The organism is Caviibacter abscessus (genome assembly GCF_001517835.1).
GTDB classification, from domain to species: Bacteria; Fusobacteriota; Fusobacteriia; order Fusobacteriales; family Leptotrichiaceae; genus Caviibacter; species Caviibacter abscessus.
Map to the genome: position 1 here is coordinate 1 of NZ_LOQG01000019.1, position 17,193 is coordinate 17,193.

18 protein-coding genes and 2 rRNA genes are annotated in these 17,193 nt (G+C 28.4%); 18 read left to right on the forward strand and 2 right to left on the reverse strand.

Translation table 11 applies throughout. The annotated features are described in order from the left end of the window. Positions 1-67: 67 nt before the first annotated feature. The 11 genes from rrf (AWT63_RS03145) to atpC all read left to right on the forward strand — a co-directional run bounded on the left by rrf (AWT63_RS03145) (position 68) and on the right by atpC (position 7,144). Positions 68-176, forward strand: a 5S ribosomal RNA gene (rrf, locus tag AWT63_RS03145). Between the two features lie 8 nt (positions 177-184). Beyond that, a 5S ribosomal RNA gene (rrf, locus tag AWT63_RS03150) occupies positions 185-293 on the forward strand. A gap of 67 nt (positions 294-360) precedes the next feature. Next, positions 361-720, forward strand: a complete 360-nt coding sequence (locus tag AWT63_RS03155) for a hypothetical protein (protein ID WP_068268387.1) — start codon at positions 361-363, stop codon at positions 718-720. A gap of 17 nt (positions 721-737) precedes the next feature. Then, positions 738-1,643 (forward strand): F0F1 ATP synthase subunit A, encoded by a 906-nt coding sequence (gene atpB / locus AWT63_RS03160; protein WP_068268388.1) that lies wholly within the window; start codon positions 738-740, stop codon positions 1,641-1,643. Between the two features lie 14 nt (positions 1,644-1,657). Then, positions 1,658-1,900, forward strand: a complete 243-nt coding sequence (gene atpE / locus AWT63_RS03165; protein WP_068268389.1) for an ATP synthase F0 subunit C — start codon at positions 1,658-1,660, stop codon at positions 1,898-1,900. Positions 1,901-1,923: 23 nt separating this feature from the next. Then, the gene (gene atpF / locus AWT63_RS03170) at positions 1,924-2,424 is read left to right on the forward strand and encodes a F0F1 ATP synthase subunit B (RefSeq protein ID WP_068268390.1); all 501 of its coding nucleotides are present in this window, start codon (positions 1,924-1,926) and stop codon (positions 2,422-2,424) included. Position 2,425: 1 nt separating this feature from the next. Then, positions 2,426-2,953, forward strand: coding sequence for an ATP synthase F1 subunit delta (atpH, locus tag AWT63_RS03175; RefSeq protein WP_068268391.1), 528 nt, complete (start codon positions 2,426-2,428; stop codon positions 2,951-2,953). 14 nt (positions 2,954-2,967) lie between these two features. After that, positions 2,968-4,473, forward strand: a complete 1,506-nt coding sequence (gene atpA / locus AWT63_RS03180) for a F0F1 ATP synthase subunit alpha (protein WP_068268392.1) — start codon at positions 2,968-2,970, stop codon at positions 4,471-4,473. An 11-nt stretch (positions 4,474-4,484) separates the two neighbouring features. After that, the gene (atpG, locus tag AWT63_RS03185; RefSeq protein WP_068268393.1) at positions 4,485-5,342 is read left to right on the forward strand and encodes an ATP synthase F1 subunit gamma; all 858 of its coding nucleotides are present in this window, start codon (positions 4,485-4,487) and stop codon (positions 5,340-5,342) included. A 19-nt stretch (positions 5,343-5,361) separates the two neighbouring features. Further along, positions 5,362-6,756 (forward strand): F0F1 ATP synthase subunit beta, encoded by a 1,395-nt coding sequence (gene atpD / locus AWT63_RS03190; RefSeq protein WP_068268394.1) that lies wholly within the window; start codon positions 5,362-5,364, stop codon positions 6,754-6,756. A 1-nt stretch (position 6,757) separates the two neighbouring features. Next, complete coding sequence (atpC, locus tag AWT63_RS03195) at positions 6,758-7,144, forward strand: ATP synthase F1 subunit epsilon (RefSeq protein WP_068268395.1); 387 nt, start codon at positions 6,758-6,760, stop codon at positions 7,142-7,144. 64 nt (positions 7,145-7,208) lie between these two features. Here the strand turns inward: atpC and AWT63_RS06100 are convergent, their stop codons facing one another. Both AWT63_RS06100 and AWT63_RS03205 read right to left on the reverse strand, forming a co-directional pair. Beyond that, positions 7,209-8,423: an Abi family protein gene (locus AWT63_RS06100; RefSeq protein ID WP_082680431.1), complete on the reverse strand. Its 1,215-nt coding sequence runs from the start codon at positions 8,421-8,423 to the stop codon at positions 7,209-7,211. After that, complete coding sequence (locus tag AWT63_RS03205; protein WP_068268396.1) at positions 8,416-10,299, reverse strand: ABC-F family ATP-binding cassette domain-containing protein; 1,884 nt, start codon at positions 10,297-10,299, stop codon at positions 8,416-8,418. The genes AWT63_RS06100 and AWT63_RS03205 overlap by 8 nt, the downstream gene beginning before the upstream one ends. 191 nt (positions 10,300-10,490) lie before the next feature. Here AWT63_RS03205 and AWT63_RS03210 point away from each other — a divergent pair, with 191 nt between their 5' ends. From AWT63_RS03210 to AWT63_RS06105, 7 genes are all read left to right on the forward strand, one after another. Next, positions 10,491-11,501, forward strand: coding sequence for a Fe(3+) ABC transporter substrate-binding protein (locus AWT63_RS03210; protein WP_068268397.1), 1,011 nt, complete (start codon positions 10,491-10,493; stop codon positions 11,499-11,501). Further along, the gene (locus AWT63_RS03215; RefSeq protein WP_068268398.1) at positions 11,492-13,063 is read left to right on the forward strand and encodes an ABC transporter permease; all 1,572 of its coding nucleotides are present in this window, start codon (positions 11,492-11,494) and stop codon (positions 13,061-13,063) included. The genes AWT63_RS03210 and AWT63_RS03215 overlap by 10 nt, the downstream gene beginning before the upstream one ends. Further along, positions 13,060-13,683 (forward strand): ABC transporter ATP-binding protein, encoded by a 624-nt coding sequence (locus tag AWT63_RS03220; RefSeq protein WP_068268399.1) that lies wholly within the window; start codon positions 13,060-13,062, stop codon positions 13,681-13,683. The genes AWT63_RS03215 and AWT63_RS03220 overlap by 4 nt, the downstream gene beginning before the upstream one ends. A gap of 364 nt (positions 13,684-14,047) precedes the next feature. Then, positions 14,048-14,419, forward strand: a complete 372-nt coding sequence (rpsL, locus tag AWT63_RS03225; protein WP_068268400.1) for a 30S ribosomal protein S12 — start codon at positions 14,048-14,050, stop codon at positions 14,417-14,419. A 31-nt stretch (positions 14,420-14,450) separates the two neighbouring features. Then, on the forward strand, positions 14,451-14,921 hold the full coding sequence (rpsG, locus tag AWT63_RS03230) for a 30S ribosomal protein S7 (protein ID WP_068268401.1): 471 nt from the start codon (positions 14,451-14,453) through the stop codon (positions 14,919-14,921). Positions 14,922-14,932: 11 nt separating this feature from the next. After that, complete coding sequence (gene fusA, locus AWT63_RS03235) at positions 14,933-17,011, forward strand: elongation factor G (RefSeq protein WP_068268402.1); 2,079 nt, start codon at positions 14,933-14,935, stop codon at positions 17,009-17,011. A gap of 18 nt (positions 17,012-17,029) precedes the next feature. Beyond that, positions 17,030-17,193 (forward strand): GTP-binding protein (locus tag AWT63_RS06105; RefSeq protein ID WP_231723214.1); only part of this gene is annotated, 164 nt, incomplete at its 3' end.

Consider the following 17,193-nt stretch of genomic DNA (forward strand, 5'->3'; position numbering starts at 1 on the left):
GCATTAGAAAAAGAAGAGGAAAGATCTTTTTACCTAACTATTTATTTCTAATTGTCCAAAAAAAGAGTTTGGTAGTAATAGCTACAGGGATACACCCGGAAACATTTCGAACCCGGCAGTTAAGCCTGTATACGCCTAAGATACTGTGTTAACGGGAAAATCGGTAACTGCCAAACAAAATAAAAATGGTGATAATAGCTACAGAGATATACCCAGTAACATTTCGAACCTGGCAGTTAAGTCTGTATACGCCTAAGATACTGAGTAATCGGGAAAATTGGTAGTCGCCATTTTTTTTATTGTAAATTTAATTTAAAAGTGCTATGATATTTTTGTATATAATTATAGGAGGTAAAGTTAATGTTTAAAAACATATCTTCTAATATAAAAAAAGTATTTGTAATAGCACTTTTTTTTATGTTTTTAACTTTAATTTTAGGTATAATTTTAAATTCTAAAATTATTTTAAGTTTGAGTTTAGGTATAGCAACAAGTGTTATTTCAAACTTTTTTTTATTTAAAATGGCTTATGAAATCGTTTACTTAAACAAAGGATTAAAATATACTTTTTTTAGATTTATACTTTCCTATGCCTTATATGCACTTATTCTCTATATTGATTTTATTATATATAAGGATATTGTGTGTGTAATTACCACAGGATTAGCATTTTTGATATTTAAAATTATTTTAACTATTTATTATATATTAAAAAATTAAGACGGGAGAGAGGTGTGATGTTAAAAAAAACAGCTGTAAAGTTTTTAATAGGATTTATTGGAATTACTTTGATTATTAATCTTATTTTAGCCATGTTTTCAACATTTTTGCCGATAGAATTTTTAAAACCGGCAGATGTTATAGAGGCACCGATTGTTTTTTATAGCCTTAACATTGGTAAATATACACTATCAATAAACCAAACTTTAGTAAATACATGGGTCTTAATGGCTTTAATAATATTTATTCTTATAGTAGGTACTAGAAAACTAAGTGTAGAAAATCCAACTTTTTTTCAACTTATATTAGAACAGTATTATACGTTTATTGACAATAGCTTTTTATCTAATTTCAAAGATTACAAGAAAAAATTTATGCCATTTTTTGCTGCTTTATTTTCTTTTATACTATTTTCAAATATTAGCGTATTCATATTTCCTTTTGTTATGATGTTTGAAAGAGAAGGTGGAAAATTACTTGTAAAACCATTTTTTAGAACACCAACAGCAGATATTAATACAACTTTTGGACTGGCACTTATTGTAACAGTGGTGTTTATTACTTGCTCTTTTAAAAGACAAGGAGTTATAGGAGTATTAAAAGAACTTTGCAAACCATTTTGGTTTATGTTTCCAATTAATTTAGTTGGAGAACTTGCAAAACCATTAAGTATAGCAATGCGTTTATTTGGAAATATGTTTGCAGGATTAATAATTATTAGTTTATTATATGGGATAAGTTTTAACAATGTACTTTCATCATGGACTTTTGGTGCATTAAAAGGAAGCTTTTCTTTTGCTGTAGGATGGCCAGCATTACTTCAAATATATTTTGATTTATTTATTGGTATCTTGCAGGCATTTATATTCACAGTATTATCATCTGTGTATGTTGAACAAGCCTTGATTGGCGAAGAAGAATAAAAGGGGGACAAATTATGATAGACGGAAATATAATAAAAGCGGCAGCATTACTTGGAGCAGGAATTGCAGCTTGCGGAGGAATAGGAACAGGTATAGGTCAAGGTCTTGCATCTGCTGCGGCAGTTGAAGCAGTTTCAAGACAACCTGAAGCAAAATCAAGTATAATGACTACTTTATTTATCGGTTGTGCTTTAACAGAAACGTCAGCAATATTTGCATTATTAATAGCACTTTTACTATTATTACTAAAAGGATAATTAAGAATAATTGAGGTGTAAAAATGGAACAAAATAACTTAATTTCTGTTGATCTTTCAATGCTTATTCAAATGATTAATTTTTTAGTTATGGTTTTTGTTTTTTGGAGATTATTTAGTAAAAAAATAGGAAAAGTAATAGAAGAAAGAAAAAAAATAGCTTTAAAAGAACTTGAAAAAATTGAAGAAGAAAGAGAAAAATTAGAAGAGCAAAGAATAGCTTCTGAAAAATTAAGAAAAGAATCAAAAAGAAGAGCAAATGATATAATAATAAAGGCTGAAAGACAAGCTGATGAAAGAAAAGAACAAATTATAGCAAATGCAAATCTTGCACGTGAAAAATCTTTAATAAAAGCTGAAGCAGATATTGCTAAAATGAAAGAAAAAGCATCTGCACAACTTCAAAAAGAAATAGGAGTTATGGCAGTGGAACTTGCCGAAAAAATATTAAAAGAAAATGTTGATAAAGATATCCAAATTCAAAAAAAGAGTGTTGATACATTCATAAATGAAATAGGAGAATAGTATGGAAGATAAAAAAGTCTCAAGAGTCTATGCACAAGCAATTTATAACATGGCTAAAGATAACGATAGTATTTTTTCTGTACTTGAAATGCTTGATGTTCTTTTGAAACATATCAATGAAGATAGTGATTTTAAGGATTTTTTATCTTATCCTATTATAGATTGTGAAGATAAGAAAAAGCTAATAAATGCTATTTATGAAGATATAAAAGATATTTCAATTGATATTTTAGATTATTTAATTGATAAAAACAGACTTATTGATATTAAAGGTATAAAAGAGCAATATCTTGATATATATTATGAAAATCATAATAAATTAATTGTTACAGCTATTTTTGCAAAACCTATATCAACAGAACAAGAGCAAAGATTAATAGAAAAATTAGAAAAATTGAAAAAGAAAAAGATTTTACTTCATATTAAAATTGATGAAAGCATAATTGCTGGAGGAATAATAAAAATAGGTGATGAAGTAATAGATGGATCATTTAAATCACAAATAAAAATATTTAAAAATATGTTTTAATGGAGGTGGAAACCTTGAGTATTAGACCGGAAGAAGTAAGTAATATAATACGTAGTGAAATAGAAAATTACAAGAAAAATTTAAATGTTATTAATGTAGGAACTATTATAGAAATCGCTGATGGAATAGCGAGAATATATGGATTAAAAGATGCAATGACAGGAGAACTTCTTGAATTTTCTAATGGAGCAACTGGGATGGTATTAAATTTAGAAGAAGACAACGTAGGTGCTGTTATTTTAGGTAGTGCTATAGGTATAAAAGAGGGAGATATTGTTAAAGGCACAGGTAAAATAACAAGTGTTCCGGTTGGAGAAGAGCTTCTTGGACGTGTTGTTGATGCATTAGGAAATCCTATAGACGGTAAAGGTTCAATTAATGCAGTAAAATACATGGATGTTGAAAGAACTGCATCAGGAATTATAGATAGAGCACCAGTTAAAGACCCCTTACAAACAGGGATTAAATCAATAGATGGAATGATACCTGTAGGTAGAGGACAAAGAGAATTGATAATAGGAGATAGACAAACAGGAAAAACGGCGATAGCGATAGATGCAATAATAAATCAAAAAGATACAGATGTATATTGTATTTATGTTGCAATAGGACAAAAAAGATCTACAGTTGCAAATATAGCTAAAAAACTTGCAGATGCAGGAGTTTTGGAAAAAACAATAATTGTTGCTGCCACAGCTTCAGAATCAGCACCTATACAATATTTAGCTCCATATTCAGGTGTAACTATGGGTGAATATTTTATGGATAATGGGAAACACGTTTTAATTGTATATGATGATTTATCAAAACATGCGGTAGCTTATAGAGAAATGTCGTTATTATTAAAAAGACCGCCTGGAAGAGAAGCATATCCTGGAGATGTTTTCTATTTACATTCAAGATTGCTTGAAAGAGCTGCAAAATTAAGCGATGAATTAGGTGGAGGAAGTATAACTGCTTTACCTATAATAGAAACTCAGGCAGGAGATATATCAGCATATATACCTACAAACGTTATATCTATAACAGATGGGCAAATTTTCCTTGAAACTGATTTATTTAATTCAGGATTTAGACCGGCTATAAATCCGGGACTTTCTGTATCAAGAGTTGGGGGATCTGCTCAAATTAAAGCTATGAAACAAGTTGCTGCAAGTATTAAGCTTGAATTAGCTCAATATAATGAGCTTTTAGCATTTGCTCAATTTGGTTCAGATCTTGATAAGGAAACTAGAAATCAAATAAATAAAGGTGAACGTATAATGGAAATATTAAAACAAGCTCAGTATAGTCCTTATAAAGTGGAAGAACAAGTTTTAATATTTTTCACAGCAACTCACGGTTATTTAAATGATATAGACTTAGATGACATTAAATCATTTGAAAAAGAAATATTGGAGTTTGCAAGAAATACATCAGACATTTTACAACAAATAGCACAGAAAAAAGAAATAGATAGTGAACTTGAAGAAGAAATAGAAGAATTTATTAAACAATTTAAAAAAGACTTTGTTCATTAAAGAGGTAAATTATGTCAGCAAGTACAAAAGAAATAAAAGAAAGAATAAATAGCGTAAAAAATTCAAGACAAATTACTAATGCAATGAATATAGTTTCATCAACAAAATTTAAAAAATATCAAGTTTTAACATTAAAATCAAGAGATTATGCAAAAACTTTAGATGAAGCATTTGAAAATATAGTAGGAAGTGTTTCAGGTCAAAGACACGTTTTATTTGATGGAAAAAAAGTTTGTAAAAGAATTGGTTTAGTTGTTATGACTTCTGATAGGGGTCTTTGTGGCGGTTTCAATTCAAACACACTAAAAAAAATGGAAGAATATATTAAAAAATTTAAAAAAGACGGTAAAAAAGTATCTGTTATTACAATTGGAAAAAAAGCAAGAGACTATTGTAATGATAATAATGTAGATGTAGATAGTGAATATGTTCAATTAATACCTCAAACAATGTTTGAAAAAGCTAAAACTATAAGTGAAGATATTGTTGACAGTTATCTTGCAGATAGATATGATGAAGTTTATTTAATATATTCAAAGTTTGTTTCTGTCATTTCGTATAATTTACTAGATGAAAAAATATTACCCTTTGAAAAAAAGGTAGAACAAAAAAGCAATATTTATGAATTTGAACCAACACAAGAAGAAGTTTTGGTAAATTTTATACCCAAAATGCTAAATATTAAGCTATATCAAGCATTACTTGAAAATACAGCTAGTGAACATTCTGCAAGAATGACAGCTATGAAGAATGCAAGTGATAATGCAGATGAATTAATAAAAAAATTAACTTTAGAATACAATAGAATCAGACAAGCTAAAATAACACAAGAAATAAATGAAATTGTAGGAGGAGCTAAAGCTCTTTAAAAATAAGGAGGTGAATCTCTTGGAAAATAAAGGAACTGTAGTACAAATAATAGGTCCAGTACTTGATGTTAAATTTAAGGAAAAGTTACCTGAAATTTTAAATGCAATTGAAATATATCATGATGATAGAAAAATAGTTGCTGAAGTACATTCTCACCTTGGGAATAATGTAATAAGAGCAATAGCTATGACAAGTACAGAGGGTTTAAAAAGAGGTTTAGAAGTAATTGATACAGGAGCCCCAATAAAAGTTCCGGTTGGAAAACAAACACTTGGTAGAATATTTAATGTGCTTGGAGAACCAGTTGATAATAAAGAAGCAATAATAACAGAAAGTAAAGAATCAATTCATAAACCTGCCCCAAGTTTTGAAGAACAAGGTGGAAGTGAAGAAATTCTTGAAACTGGAATAAAAGTTGTTGATTTACTGGCACCATATTTAAAAGGTGGTAAAATTGGACTTTTTGGAGGAGCAGGAGTTGGTAAAACAGTATTAATACAAGAATTGATTAATAATATTGCCAAAGGGCATGGAGGATTATCAGTTTTTGCAGGAGTTGGGGAAAGAACAAGAGAAGGTAGAGATTTATATAATGAGATGACGGAAAGTGGCGTAATAAATAATACGGCATTAGTTTATGGACAAATGAATGAACCGCCTGGTGCAAGACTTAGAGTAGCTTTAACAGCTCTAACAATGGCTGAACATTTTAGAGATAAACAAGGTCAAAATGTATTATTATTTATTGATAATATATTTAGATTTACTCAAGCAGGATCTGAAGTTTCAGCACTACTTGGAAGAATGCCATCAGCTGTAGGATATCAGCCTAACTTATCAACTGAAATGGGAGCATTACAAGAAAGAATAACATCAACACAAACTGGATCTATAACATCAGTTCAAGCAGTTTATGTTCCTGCCGATGATTTAACTGATCCGGCACCAGCAACAACCTTTTCACATCTTGATGCCACAACAGTATTATCAAGATCAATAGCATCTCTTGGAATATATCCGGCAGTTGATCCACTTGATTCAACATCAAGAATATTGGAACCTGATATAGTTGGGAATGAACATTATAAAGTTGCAAGAGAAGTTCAAAAAGTGCTACAAAGATACAAGGAGCTACAAGATATAATTGCAATACTTGGAATGGACGAATTAGGAGATGAAGATAAAGTAATTGTAAATCGTGCAAGAAAAATTCAAAGATTTTTCTCACAACCATTTTCAGTTGCAGAACAATTTACAGGTATGAAAGGTAAATATGTTCCGCTTAAAGAGACTATAAGAGGATTTAAAGAAATTTTAGATGGTAAATATGATGATTTACCTGAACAAGCTTTTTTATATGTCGGAAATATAGATGAGGCAGTTGCAAAAGCTAGAAATATGTTAGGTGAGTAATATGAACAGTCTTAATGTAAAAGTAGTTTCTCCTATGGGAATAGAACTTGTACTTGATGATGTCAGTTTTATTAAAGTAAGAGGGTCTAAAGGAGATTTAGGAATATTACCAAATCATATAAATTTTGTAACAGTTTTAGGTGAAGGTCAAATGCTTATAAGGCAAGGAAAAAATGATGAAAAATCATATTTTGTATCAGGCGGATTTTTAGAAGTTAGAGAAAATATGGTAATAGTTATAGCAGAAGACATTATTGAATCTTCACAAGAAGAAATTATTAGACTTCAAAGAAAACAAGCAATAGAAAAAGCAACACAAGAAAAATTAAAAGAAGACAAAGATATACTTGGAACTAAAAAACGTATACAAGATAGCTTAAGAAAATAATAAATAAAATATGTACCAAAAAACTAGAAATAAAAGATAAAATCTAGTTTTAAGGTACATTTTTTTATATGTAGGTTAATAATTTATTGATATTTTCAAAGTTATAATCAGGATTAATAGTTTTCATAAATTCTTTTATAAAATTAGTGACATCTTTTAAACTATAACGATCTAAATAAATGTTATCTATAATATTATTATTATGTGAAGCTCTATTTCTAACTATTCTTATTGCTGATAAAAAATTAATTAATTTTGTCTTTTTAATTGAATAAACTGAACAAAGTTGTTGTAATATAGTATCATCGCAAGCTTCTAATATGTAAATTAGTTCTCCCCAAGTTATATCTTCAATAAAAATTAAAATAGATAAAGTATTTTCATCATCACTGTATTTATTTTTGTATGTATCTATAATCTTTTTTTCACTTTCTTCATTTAATATACTTTTATTTTTATTTTCTAATTTTTTTCTTATATCCTTGTAATTTTTACTTTGCTTTATCCACCAAGATGTATCCATATATCTATCTAATCCTTCTTTACCAAGGATTTTAGCAATATTAATTTTTACTGATATTTCTATTATTTCAATAGCATCTAGTAGTTTTAAACGTAATTTTTTATCAAGAAAAAATCTATCTAAAATATCTTCAAAATATATGTTATCAAGATATTTATTTTGGCTGTTTATAAATTTATAGCTAAATTCTTTTAGTTTATAATAACTGATATGTTTTAATGTGGTAATTGCTTTTTCTTTATCTTTAAATTTTAAATTTTTATTTTCCAGATATCCTATAAATTCTTTTTCACTAAGCAATTTTTTATTAAGTTTAGTATATTTTTTATCAAAATTTTTACATAAAATTTCAAGTAATCTTTTATCTTCATTATTAAATCTGTTAAATATTGGAGAATCAATATCTAATACAGCTATAATTTCATTGTTTTTAAAAATAGGGACTACAATTTCAGAATTACTTGCACTATCACATGCAATATGTGTTGCAAAGTTATGTACGTTATCTACAATTAATGTTTTTCTTTGTTCCCAAGCAGTTCCACAAACACCTTTTCCAAATGGAATTTTAGTACAAGCAGGTTTTCCTTGAAAGGGTCCTAATACCAAAAAATTACCTTCAACTAAATAAAAGCCTACCCAGTTAATATCGGTTAAATTTTCCATTAGAACGGCACTTATATTTGCCATTTTAGTTATTAAGTTTTCATCATCGCTAATATATGCTAAAGCGGTATTTAATATTTTTTCATTCATTAAGATTTTCCAACTCCTTATTATGTTTTTCCCACAATTCAAGTATTTTAAGTTCTTCATCATCAAGTTTTTTTATTTTTTCCTGTATTTCCATTAATTTTTCTAGATTTGTAGCATTATTAGTATCAAACATCTGTTTTTCTAATTCTTTTTTTTCTAAATTAATTTGTTCGTTTCTATTTTCAATGCTTTCTATATCTCTTTTTAATTTTTGTATTCGTTTAGAAAGTTCTTTTTGTTCTAAGTATGACAGCTTTTTGCTTGTTTCCTTATTTTCAGTATTAGAACTTTTTAAACTTTCTTTGTAATCATCATAATTGCCTTTAAACACACTAAGACCATTTTGATCTAAAATATATATAGTATTACATACACTATTTAAAAAATGTCTATTATGTGATACTAAAAGCATACTTCCATCGTAGTTTTCTATGGCGTTTTCAAGTATTTCAATTGAATATATATCCAAGTGATTCGTAGGTTCATCTAAAAGAAGTAAATTTGGCTTGTTTTGTATTAATTTTATAAACGATACCCTAACTTTTTCTCCACCTGAAAGTGTAGAAATTTCTTTTAAAACATCATCTGCTGAAAATAAGAAACCTCCGGCAACAGATCTTAAATATTCTTCCGTGTAATTTATTGATGTATTAATTTCTTGTAAAATTGTATTTTTGGAATATAAGTTTTGATGGTCTTGGTCATAATAGCCAGTTTCAACACGAGAACCAAATATAATTTCTCCACTGTCAGCTTTTATTTTATCATATATAATTTTAAGTAAAGTTGATTTTCCTATTCCATTTTTACCGATTATTCCTACTTTTTCTCCTTTATACAGTTTGAAATTTATATTATTTAATACTTTTTTATTATCAAATGTTTTTGAAATATTTTTAATTTCCAATACATTCTCTCCTGAATCAGTTTTTGTTTCAAACTTTAATTTCATTCTTTTAGGATTAAATATAGGGTCATCCATGCGTTCTATTCTATCAAGTATTTTTTGCCTTCCTTTGGCTTGTTTTGCCATTCTTCCGGCTCTATTTCGTTCAATATATTCTTCTAATTTCTTTATTTTCTCTTGCTCTTTTTCATACCTTTTTAATTCGCCTTTTAAAATTAATTCTTTTTGTAGTATAAAGTCAGAAAAATTTCCATTATATTTATATATTTTTTTATTTTCTAATTCTAAAATTTTATTACAGATATTATCTAAAAATATTCTGTCATGTGAAACAACTAAAAATGCTTTATTATACTTTATAAGGTATTCTTCAAGCCATTCAATTGATATTAAATCAAGATGGTTTGTAGGTTCATCTAATATAAGTAAATCAGGATTTTTAAGTAGTAGTTTTGCAAGAGTTACCCTTGTTTTTTCTCCACCTGAAAGCTCAGAAATTAAACTATTTTCTAAAGCATTTAACTCAAGTCCAGTTATTACTTGTTTAATTTTATAATCACTATTATATCCATCAAGTGCTTCGTATTCTGTGGCTAAAAGTTCAATTTGTTTTAAAACATCATTTGTATTTTCTGTAAATTGTAAGTCTATATTTAATTTTTGTATTTTTTTTAATATTTCTTTTTCTTTTTGAAAAACAGTACTTATTTCTTCAAAAACTGTATTTTTCTCATCATAAAAGTCATGATTTTGTGAAAGATATCCAATAATTGTATTATTATTTACAAAAATATTACCTTCATCTATTCTTTCAATACCAAGTATTATTTTGATTATAGTTGATTTACCAGCTCCATTAAGCCCAATAAGACCTATTTTATCTTTACTGTTAATAGTAAAAGAAATATTTTCAAGAATACTTTGTCCTATAAATTGTTTGCTAACATTATTAAATTGTACTAAGTTCATTTCTTGCCTTTCAAAATATATTTTGTAAATATGTTACTTTATATATATTACCTTGTCAATATACACCCTTTTGCATATTGTTTCAACTATAATTAAATGGTTTGCTTCTCAAAATAAATTCGTTAAGTTTACTTGAATATATTCATGATTTTTGATAAAATTCTCTTGAACAAAAAAATGGGGAGGAAAAAATGAAAAAAATATTCTTAGCAATTTCTATGATTTTTGCTAATTTTGCATTAGCAGCTGGAGTTGTAAATGTTTATACGTCAAGACATTATGATGTGGACAAAAAAATATATGAAGAATTTGAAAAAGAAACAGGTATAAAAGTAAATGCAGTTCAAAATACAGATGTTAATGTTTTAATTAAAAAGATGGAACTTGAAGGTAAAAACACAGATGCAGATGTTTTCTTAACTGTTGGTGTAGGTGATTTATATAGAGCTAAAAAATTAGGTTTATTACAAGCTGTTAAAAGTTCTAAAATTGAAAAAAATGTACCTAAACAATTTAGAGATAAAGCAAATAATTGGATAGGTATAAGTTATAGAGCTAGAATTTTTGTGTATAATCCTGAAAAAGTAAATCCAACATCTTTATCAACATATGAAGATTTAGCAACTTCTAAGTGGAAGGGTAAAGTACTTACAAGAAGTTCAACAAGTTCATACAATCAACATTTAATCGCTTTTATGAATGCTAAAAATGGAGAAAAAAGTACAATTGCTTGGGCTAAAGGACTTACATCTAATTTTGCAAGAGATCCTAAAGGAAATGATAGAGATCAAGCTAAAGAGGTTTTAAAAGGAACTGGAGATGTAGCTATAATGAACAGTTATTATATGGGTAGAATGACAGTTTCAAAAGATCCGTTAGAAAATCAAGTTGCGGCAAAACTTAAAATATTTTTCCCTAATCAAAAAACAGGTGGAACACATATTAATTTATCAGGTGCCGGACTTGCAAAATATGCTAAGAATAAAGCGAATGCAATAAGATTTATTGAATTTTTAACTGAGAAATATGCACAAAAGGTTATTTCTCATGAAAATTTTGAATACCCTACTAATCCGAAAGCTGAAATAAGTCCTATAGTTAAATCTTGGGGAACATTTAAAGCATCAAAAATTGATTTTGATTTAATAGGAGAAAAAATGGAAAAATCAAGTTCTATTGCTAATGAGGCAAAATGGAAATAAATAAGAAAAAATGGGAAATTTTATCATATATATTGTTGGGTTTAGTAATAAGCCCAATAATATATATTTTTTTAAATACATTAAATAAAAATTCAGAATATAGTAATGAAATTTTTAATTATTTATTAAAAGATTATGTGATTAATACATTAATAATACTTTTTCCGACTGTAATAATTGCTACGATTATAGGAGTGAGTTTATCATATTTTGAAACATTTTATGAATATAGATTTAGAAAATTTTTTAAATATGCAAATATAATGGTATTTGCAATTCCTAGTTATATTTTGGCATATATGTATGTAGATATTTTTAATGGTCCCATTTACAATTTATTTGGGTTAAACATAGATATTGCAAATAAAAAAGGAGCTATAATAATACTGTCTTTATCGTTTTATCCTTATGTATATCTTATTTGTAGAGCATATATGAAAAAAATATCAATGAACATATTAAATAGTTCTAGAATTTTAGGAAAAAGTAATTTTGAAACATTTTTTAAAATAATATTGCCTTTATCAAGACCTGCTGTAATAACTGGGGCATCTCTTGTTATTATGGAAACTTTAAATGCTTATGGTGTGCCAAGTTATTTTGGTATAAGTGTATTTTCAACTGGTATTCATACTGCATGGGTAAACTCTTATGACTTAGATGCAGCGATAAAACTATCTGCAATATTAATGCTATTTGTTTTTATTTTTATATTTTTTGAAAGATATTTAAGGAATGTAAAAAGATATACTTTAAGTGGTAAAATTGAGGAAATAAAAAGAGAAAAATTAAAAGGAGTAAAAGAATATTTGCTTTTAATATGTTTATTTTCGCTTTTTTGTATATCTTTTGTTATACCTTTAGCATATATATTTAGACTATTTAAACTTTCAATACCATATTTAGATATGGGTATGATAATAGAATTAACAAAAAATACGATATATATTTTATTGATATCAACAATTTTTATTGTTTTACTTTCATTATTTTTAACTAATGTAGTAAGACTTAAAAAGAATAAATATAGATGGATAGTGTCTAATATTTCTTCAATAGGTTATTCTATACCTGGGTCAGTTATAGCAATAGGCTTTCTTTCGATATTTATATCAATTGATAATTTTCTAATATCAAAAAATTTAACACAAAATATTTTGATTATAAAATCACCGTTAGTTATAATTTTAGCATATACGACAAGATTTTTATCACTTTCATATAACGGGATTGAAGCAAATATAAATAAAATAGGAAATGACTATCACAAAGCATCAAGAGTTTTGGGAAAGACTGCATTTACGACTTTTTTTAAAGTAGATTTAATTATGTTAAAAAGTGCTGTAGTTACATCTTTTTTATTAGTTTCAATTGAAATTATTAAAGAATTACCGCTTACTTCTTTGTTGCTTGTTAAAAATACCTTAGCAATACAAATAAAAAATTATGCTTCAGATGAGGAAATGGTATTAACTGCACCTCTTTCTCTTGTGCTTATTCTTATTTGTTTCATATTGCTTATGGTATATAACAAAATTGAGGATAGAGGAGAAAGAAAATGAAATATTTTGAATTTAATAATGTATCATTTAAGTATGAAAAAGAAAATATTTTAGATGAATATACGTTTGACTTAGATAAATGTGAAATTTTACTTATAAAAGGAAAATCAGGTATAGGAAAATCAACTATACTAAAGTTAATATCTGGTTTTGAGGATATGCAGCAAGGTTATATTTTGCTTGACGGTTTAGATATATCAAATGAAAAAATTGAAAAAAGAAATGTTGGATATTTATTTCAAGAATTTGCACTTTTTCCGCACATGAATGTATATCAAAATATTTCTTACGGTATATCGAAATTAAGCAAACGGGAAGTAAAAGAAAGAGTATCGGAACTACTTGAAATAGTTGATATGAAAGGTTATGAGAAAAGGTATCCTGTTGAACTTTCCGGAGGACAAAAACAAAGAATTGCTCTTGCAAGATCTTTAGCTAACAGACCAAAACTATTACTTTTAGATGAACCATTTTCTTCTTTAGATGAAGAGTTAAGAGATAAACTAAGAGTGGATATAAAAAAAATATTAAAAAGTCAAAAAATCACAGCTATTATTGTAAGTCATGACAGTAATGATGAAATAATAGCGGATAGAGTAGTAAAATTAAAAAAGAATTAGTAAATATTTATACCAAATTTAGTGAAAATATTTTACTATTTTAACTACATATTGTTATTTGTTTTTCTATAAAAAAATGTAGAAAAAAAGCACTAAAAATGTTGACTTTATATTGGAAATATTATACAATCAACAAGTACAACAGCAAAAAGCTGTTTAATTTTAGTATGTCAAAATTTAGTTTTTGATTTATAGAATTAGTATTTTGAAAGGTATTTATTTTGCTTTTTTGTTAGAACGTCAAAAAGGTAAAACAAATATCGGAAAATACTACGAACCTATAATCAAGACCCACTCTAAATTAAGGCATATATACATAGGTAGCGAGAAGCTAAATAAATTTTAAAATTTGGAAGGAGGAAATATGCCTACAATTAATCAATTGATTAGATTTGGTAGAAGCACTTCTGAAAAGAAGAAAAAATCACCAGCATTAAAGGCAAATCCACAAAAAAGAGGAGTATGTGTAAGAGTATATACAACTACACCTAAAAAACCAAACTCAGCGTTAAGAAAGGTTGCCAGAGTTAAACTTGTTAATGGAATAGAAGTAACAGCATATATACCGGGGATCGGACATAATCTTCAAGAACACTCAATAGTGTTAATTAGAGGAGGAAGAACAAAGGACTTACCAGGGGTAAGATATAAGATAATAAGAGGAGCCCTTGATACAGCCGGTGTTGTAAATAGAAAACAAGCAAGATCAAGATACGGAACAAAGAAACCAAAATAAACTGTAATTTAGAAAGTTAGGAGGACCAGTAGTGTCAAGAAGAAGAAAAGCCGAAAAAAGAGACGTTTTACCTGATTCTAAGTTCAATGATAAAGTTGTTACTAAATTCATTAACGGACTAATGGTAGACGGAAAAAAATCAATAGCAGAAAACATCTTCTATGCAGCATTAGAAGAAATAGAAAAAGAAACAAATGACGCCGGAATAGAAGTATTCAGAAGAGCTATGGAAAATGTAAGACCACAATTAGAAGTTAGATCAAGAAGAATTGGGGGAGCTACATACCAAGTTCCGGTAGAAGTAAGAAAAGAAAGACAACAAACATTAGCTATAAGATGGCTAGTTAGATATACAAGAGATAGAAAAGAATATGGAATGATTCAAAAATTAAAGAAAGAATTAATTGCAGCTGCTAACAGCGAAGGTGGATCAGTTAAGAAGAAAGAAGATACATACAAGATGGCGGAAGCAAATAGAGCATTCGCACACTATAAATGGTAATAGGAGGAGATATGTCAAGAAAAGTTGCTTTAAAAGATACTAGAAATATTGGTATTATGGCACATATAGATGCAGGTAAAACAACAACAACAGAAAGAATCCTATTTTACACAGGTGTAAGCCATAAAATAGGGGAAGTTCATGACGGAGCCGCAACTATGGACTGGATGGAACAAGAGCAAGAAAGAGGTATTACAATTACTTCAGCTGCAACAACTTGTTTTTGGAAGGGTCATAGAATAAATATAATAGACACACCAGGACACGTAGACTTCACAGTAGAAGTTGAAAGATCACTAAGAGTATTAGATGGTGCTGTTGCAGTGTTCTCAGCTGTTGATGTAGTTCAACCTCAATCAGAAACAGTTTGGAGACAAGCGGATAAATATAAAGTACCAAGAATAGCATTCTTTAATAAAATGGATAGAGTAGGGGCTAATTTTGAAATGTGTGTTGATGACATAAAAACAAAATTAGGTGGAAATGGTGTACCTATTCAACTTCCTATTGGTGCAGAAGCAGATTTTGAAGGAGTTATTGACTTACTAGAAATGAAAGAATATATATTCAGTGACGAAACAATGGGAGCTGAATTTGATGTTAGAGAAGTAAGAGATAGCTTAAAGGAACAAGCAGAAGAAGCGAGACACCACTTAATAGAATCTGTTGTAGAAACAGATGATGCTTTAATGGAAAAATTCTTTGCTGATGAAGAAATTTCAGCAGATGAAATCAAAAAAGCATTAAGAATAGCAACAATATCAGGAATAGTTGTTCCTGTAACTTGTGGGACAGCGTTTAGAAATAAAGGAATACAACCATTATTAGATGCAATAGTTGAATACATGCCTTCACCTGTTGATATTGAAGCAGTTAATGGAATAAATCCTAGAACAGGTGCTGAAGAAGCAAGAAAACCTGCTGATGAAGAAAAATTCTCATCATTAGCATTTAAAATTGTTACAGATCCATTTGTTGGAAGACTAGCATTCTTTAGAGTTTATTCAGGAGTACTAGAAAAAGGTTCATATGTATTAAACTCAACTAAAGACAAAAAAGAAAGAATGGGAAGACTTCTTCAAATGCACGCAAACAAGAGAGAAGAAATTGATATAGTATATGCTGGAGATATTGCAGCGGCAGTTGGATTAAAAGATACAACAACAGGAGATACACTATGTGCTGAAGATGCACCAATCATATTAGAAAATATGGAATTCCCAGAACCAGTTATATCAGTTGCTGTTGAACCTAAAACAAAAGCTGACCAAGAAAAAATGGGAACAGCATTATCAAAACTTGCTGAAGAAGATCCTACATTTAAAGTTAAGTCTGATCAAGAAACAGGACAAACAATAATTGAAGGAATGGGAGAATTACACCTTGAAATTATCGTTGACAGAATGAAGAGAGAATTTAAGGTTGAAGCAAATGTTGGTAAACCTCAAGTTGCATATAGAGAAACAATATTAGGTTCAGCTGATGTTGAAGAAAAATATGCAAAACAATCAGGTGGTAGAGGACAATACGGACATGTTAAGATGAAAGTTGAAGCTAACCCTGATAAAGGTTATGAATTTATTAATCAAATAACAGGAGGAACAATTCCTAAAGAATATATACCTGCTGTTGATAAAGGAATAAAAGAAGCAATAGAAGCTGGAGTTTTAGCTGGATATCCTGTACAAGATGTTAAAGTAACACTTTATGATGGATCATACCATGAAGTCGATTCATCAGAAATGGCATTTAAAATTGCCGGTTCATTAGCGTTTAAAAAAGGATTAAGAGCAGCTCAACCTATATTACTTGAACCTGTATTTAAAGTTGAAGTAACAACACCAGAAGAATATATGGGAGATGTTATAGGAGACTTAAATTCAAGAAGAGGTCAAGTTTCAGGAATGAATGACAGAAACAATGCTAAAATTATTAATGCACACGTACCGTTATCAGAAATGTTCGGATACGCAACAGATTTAAGATCTAAAACACAAGGAAGAGCATCTTATTCAATGGAATTTGAAAAATATGTTCAAGTGCCAAAAAATATATCAGAGCAAGTAATTGCTGAAAGACAAGGAAAATAATTTAGGAGGAAAAAAGAGATGGCAAAACAAAAATTTGAAAGAATTAAAGCACACGTAAACGTGGGGACAATAGGACACGTAGACCACGGAAAGACAACAACAACAGCAGCGATATCAAAAGTATTAGCATCAAAAGGACTAGCAGAAAAAGTAGACTTTGAAAACATAGACCAAGCTCCAGA

Bases quoted from the DNA above. Each gene is read 5' to 3' on its own strand.
- AWT63_RS03220 (WP_068268399.1), top strand. From the start codon at position 13,060: ATGAAATATTTTGAATTTAATAATGTATCATTTAAGTATGAAAAAGAA.
- atpF (WP_068268390.1), top strand. From the start codon at position 1,924: ATGGAACAAAATAACTTAATTTCTGTTGATCTTTCAATGCTTATTCAA.
- AWT63_RS03155 (WP_068268387.1), top strand. From the start codon at position 361: ATGTTTAAAAACATATCTTCTAATATAAAAAAAGTATTTGTAATAGCA.
- fusA (WP_068268402.1), top strand. From the start codon at position 14,933: ATGTCAAGAAAAGTTGCTTTAAAAGATACTAGAAATATTGGTATTATG.
- AWT63_RS03210 (WP_068268397.1), top strand. From the start codon at position 10,491: ATGAAAAAAATATTCTTAGCAATTTCTATGATTTTTGCTAATTTTGCA.
- atpH (WP_068268391.1), top strand. From the start codon at position 2,426: ATGGAAGATAAAAAAGTCTCAAGAGTCTATGCACAAGCAATTTATAAC.
- atpC (WP_068268395.1), top strand. From the start codon at position 6,758: ATGAACAGTCTTAATGTAAAAGTAGTTTCTCCTATGGGAATAGAACTT.
- atpG (WP_068268393.1), top strand. From the start codon at position 4,485: ATGTCAGCAAGTACAAAAGAAATAAAAGAAAGAATAAATAGCGTAAAA.
- AWT63_RS03205 (WP_068268396.1), bottom strand. From the start codon at position 10,299: ATGAACTTAGTACAATTTAATAATGTTAGCAAACAATTTATAGGACAA.
- atpB (WP_068268388.1), top strand. From the start codon at position 738: ATGTTAAAAAAAACAGCTGTAAAGTTTTTAATAGGATTTATTGGAATT.
- AWT63_RS03215 (WP_068268398.1), top strand. From the start codon at position 11,492: ATGGAAATAAATAAGAAAAAATGGGAAATTTTATCATATATATTGTTG.
- atpE (WP_068268389.1), top strand. From the start codon at position 1,658: ATGATAGACGGAAATATAATAAAAGCGGCAGCATTACTTGGAGCAGGA.
- AWT63_RS06100 (WP_082680431.1), bottom strand. From the start codon at position 8,423: ATGAATGAAAAAATATTAAATACCGCTTTAGCATATATTAGCGATGAT.
- rpsL (WP_068268400.1), top strand. From the start codon at position 14,048: ATGCCTACAATTAATCAATTGATTAGATTTGGTAGAAGCACTTCTGAA.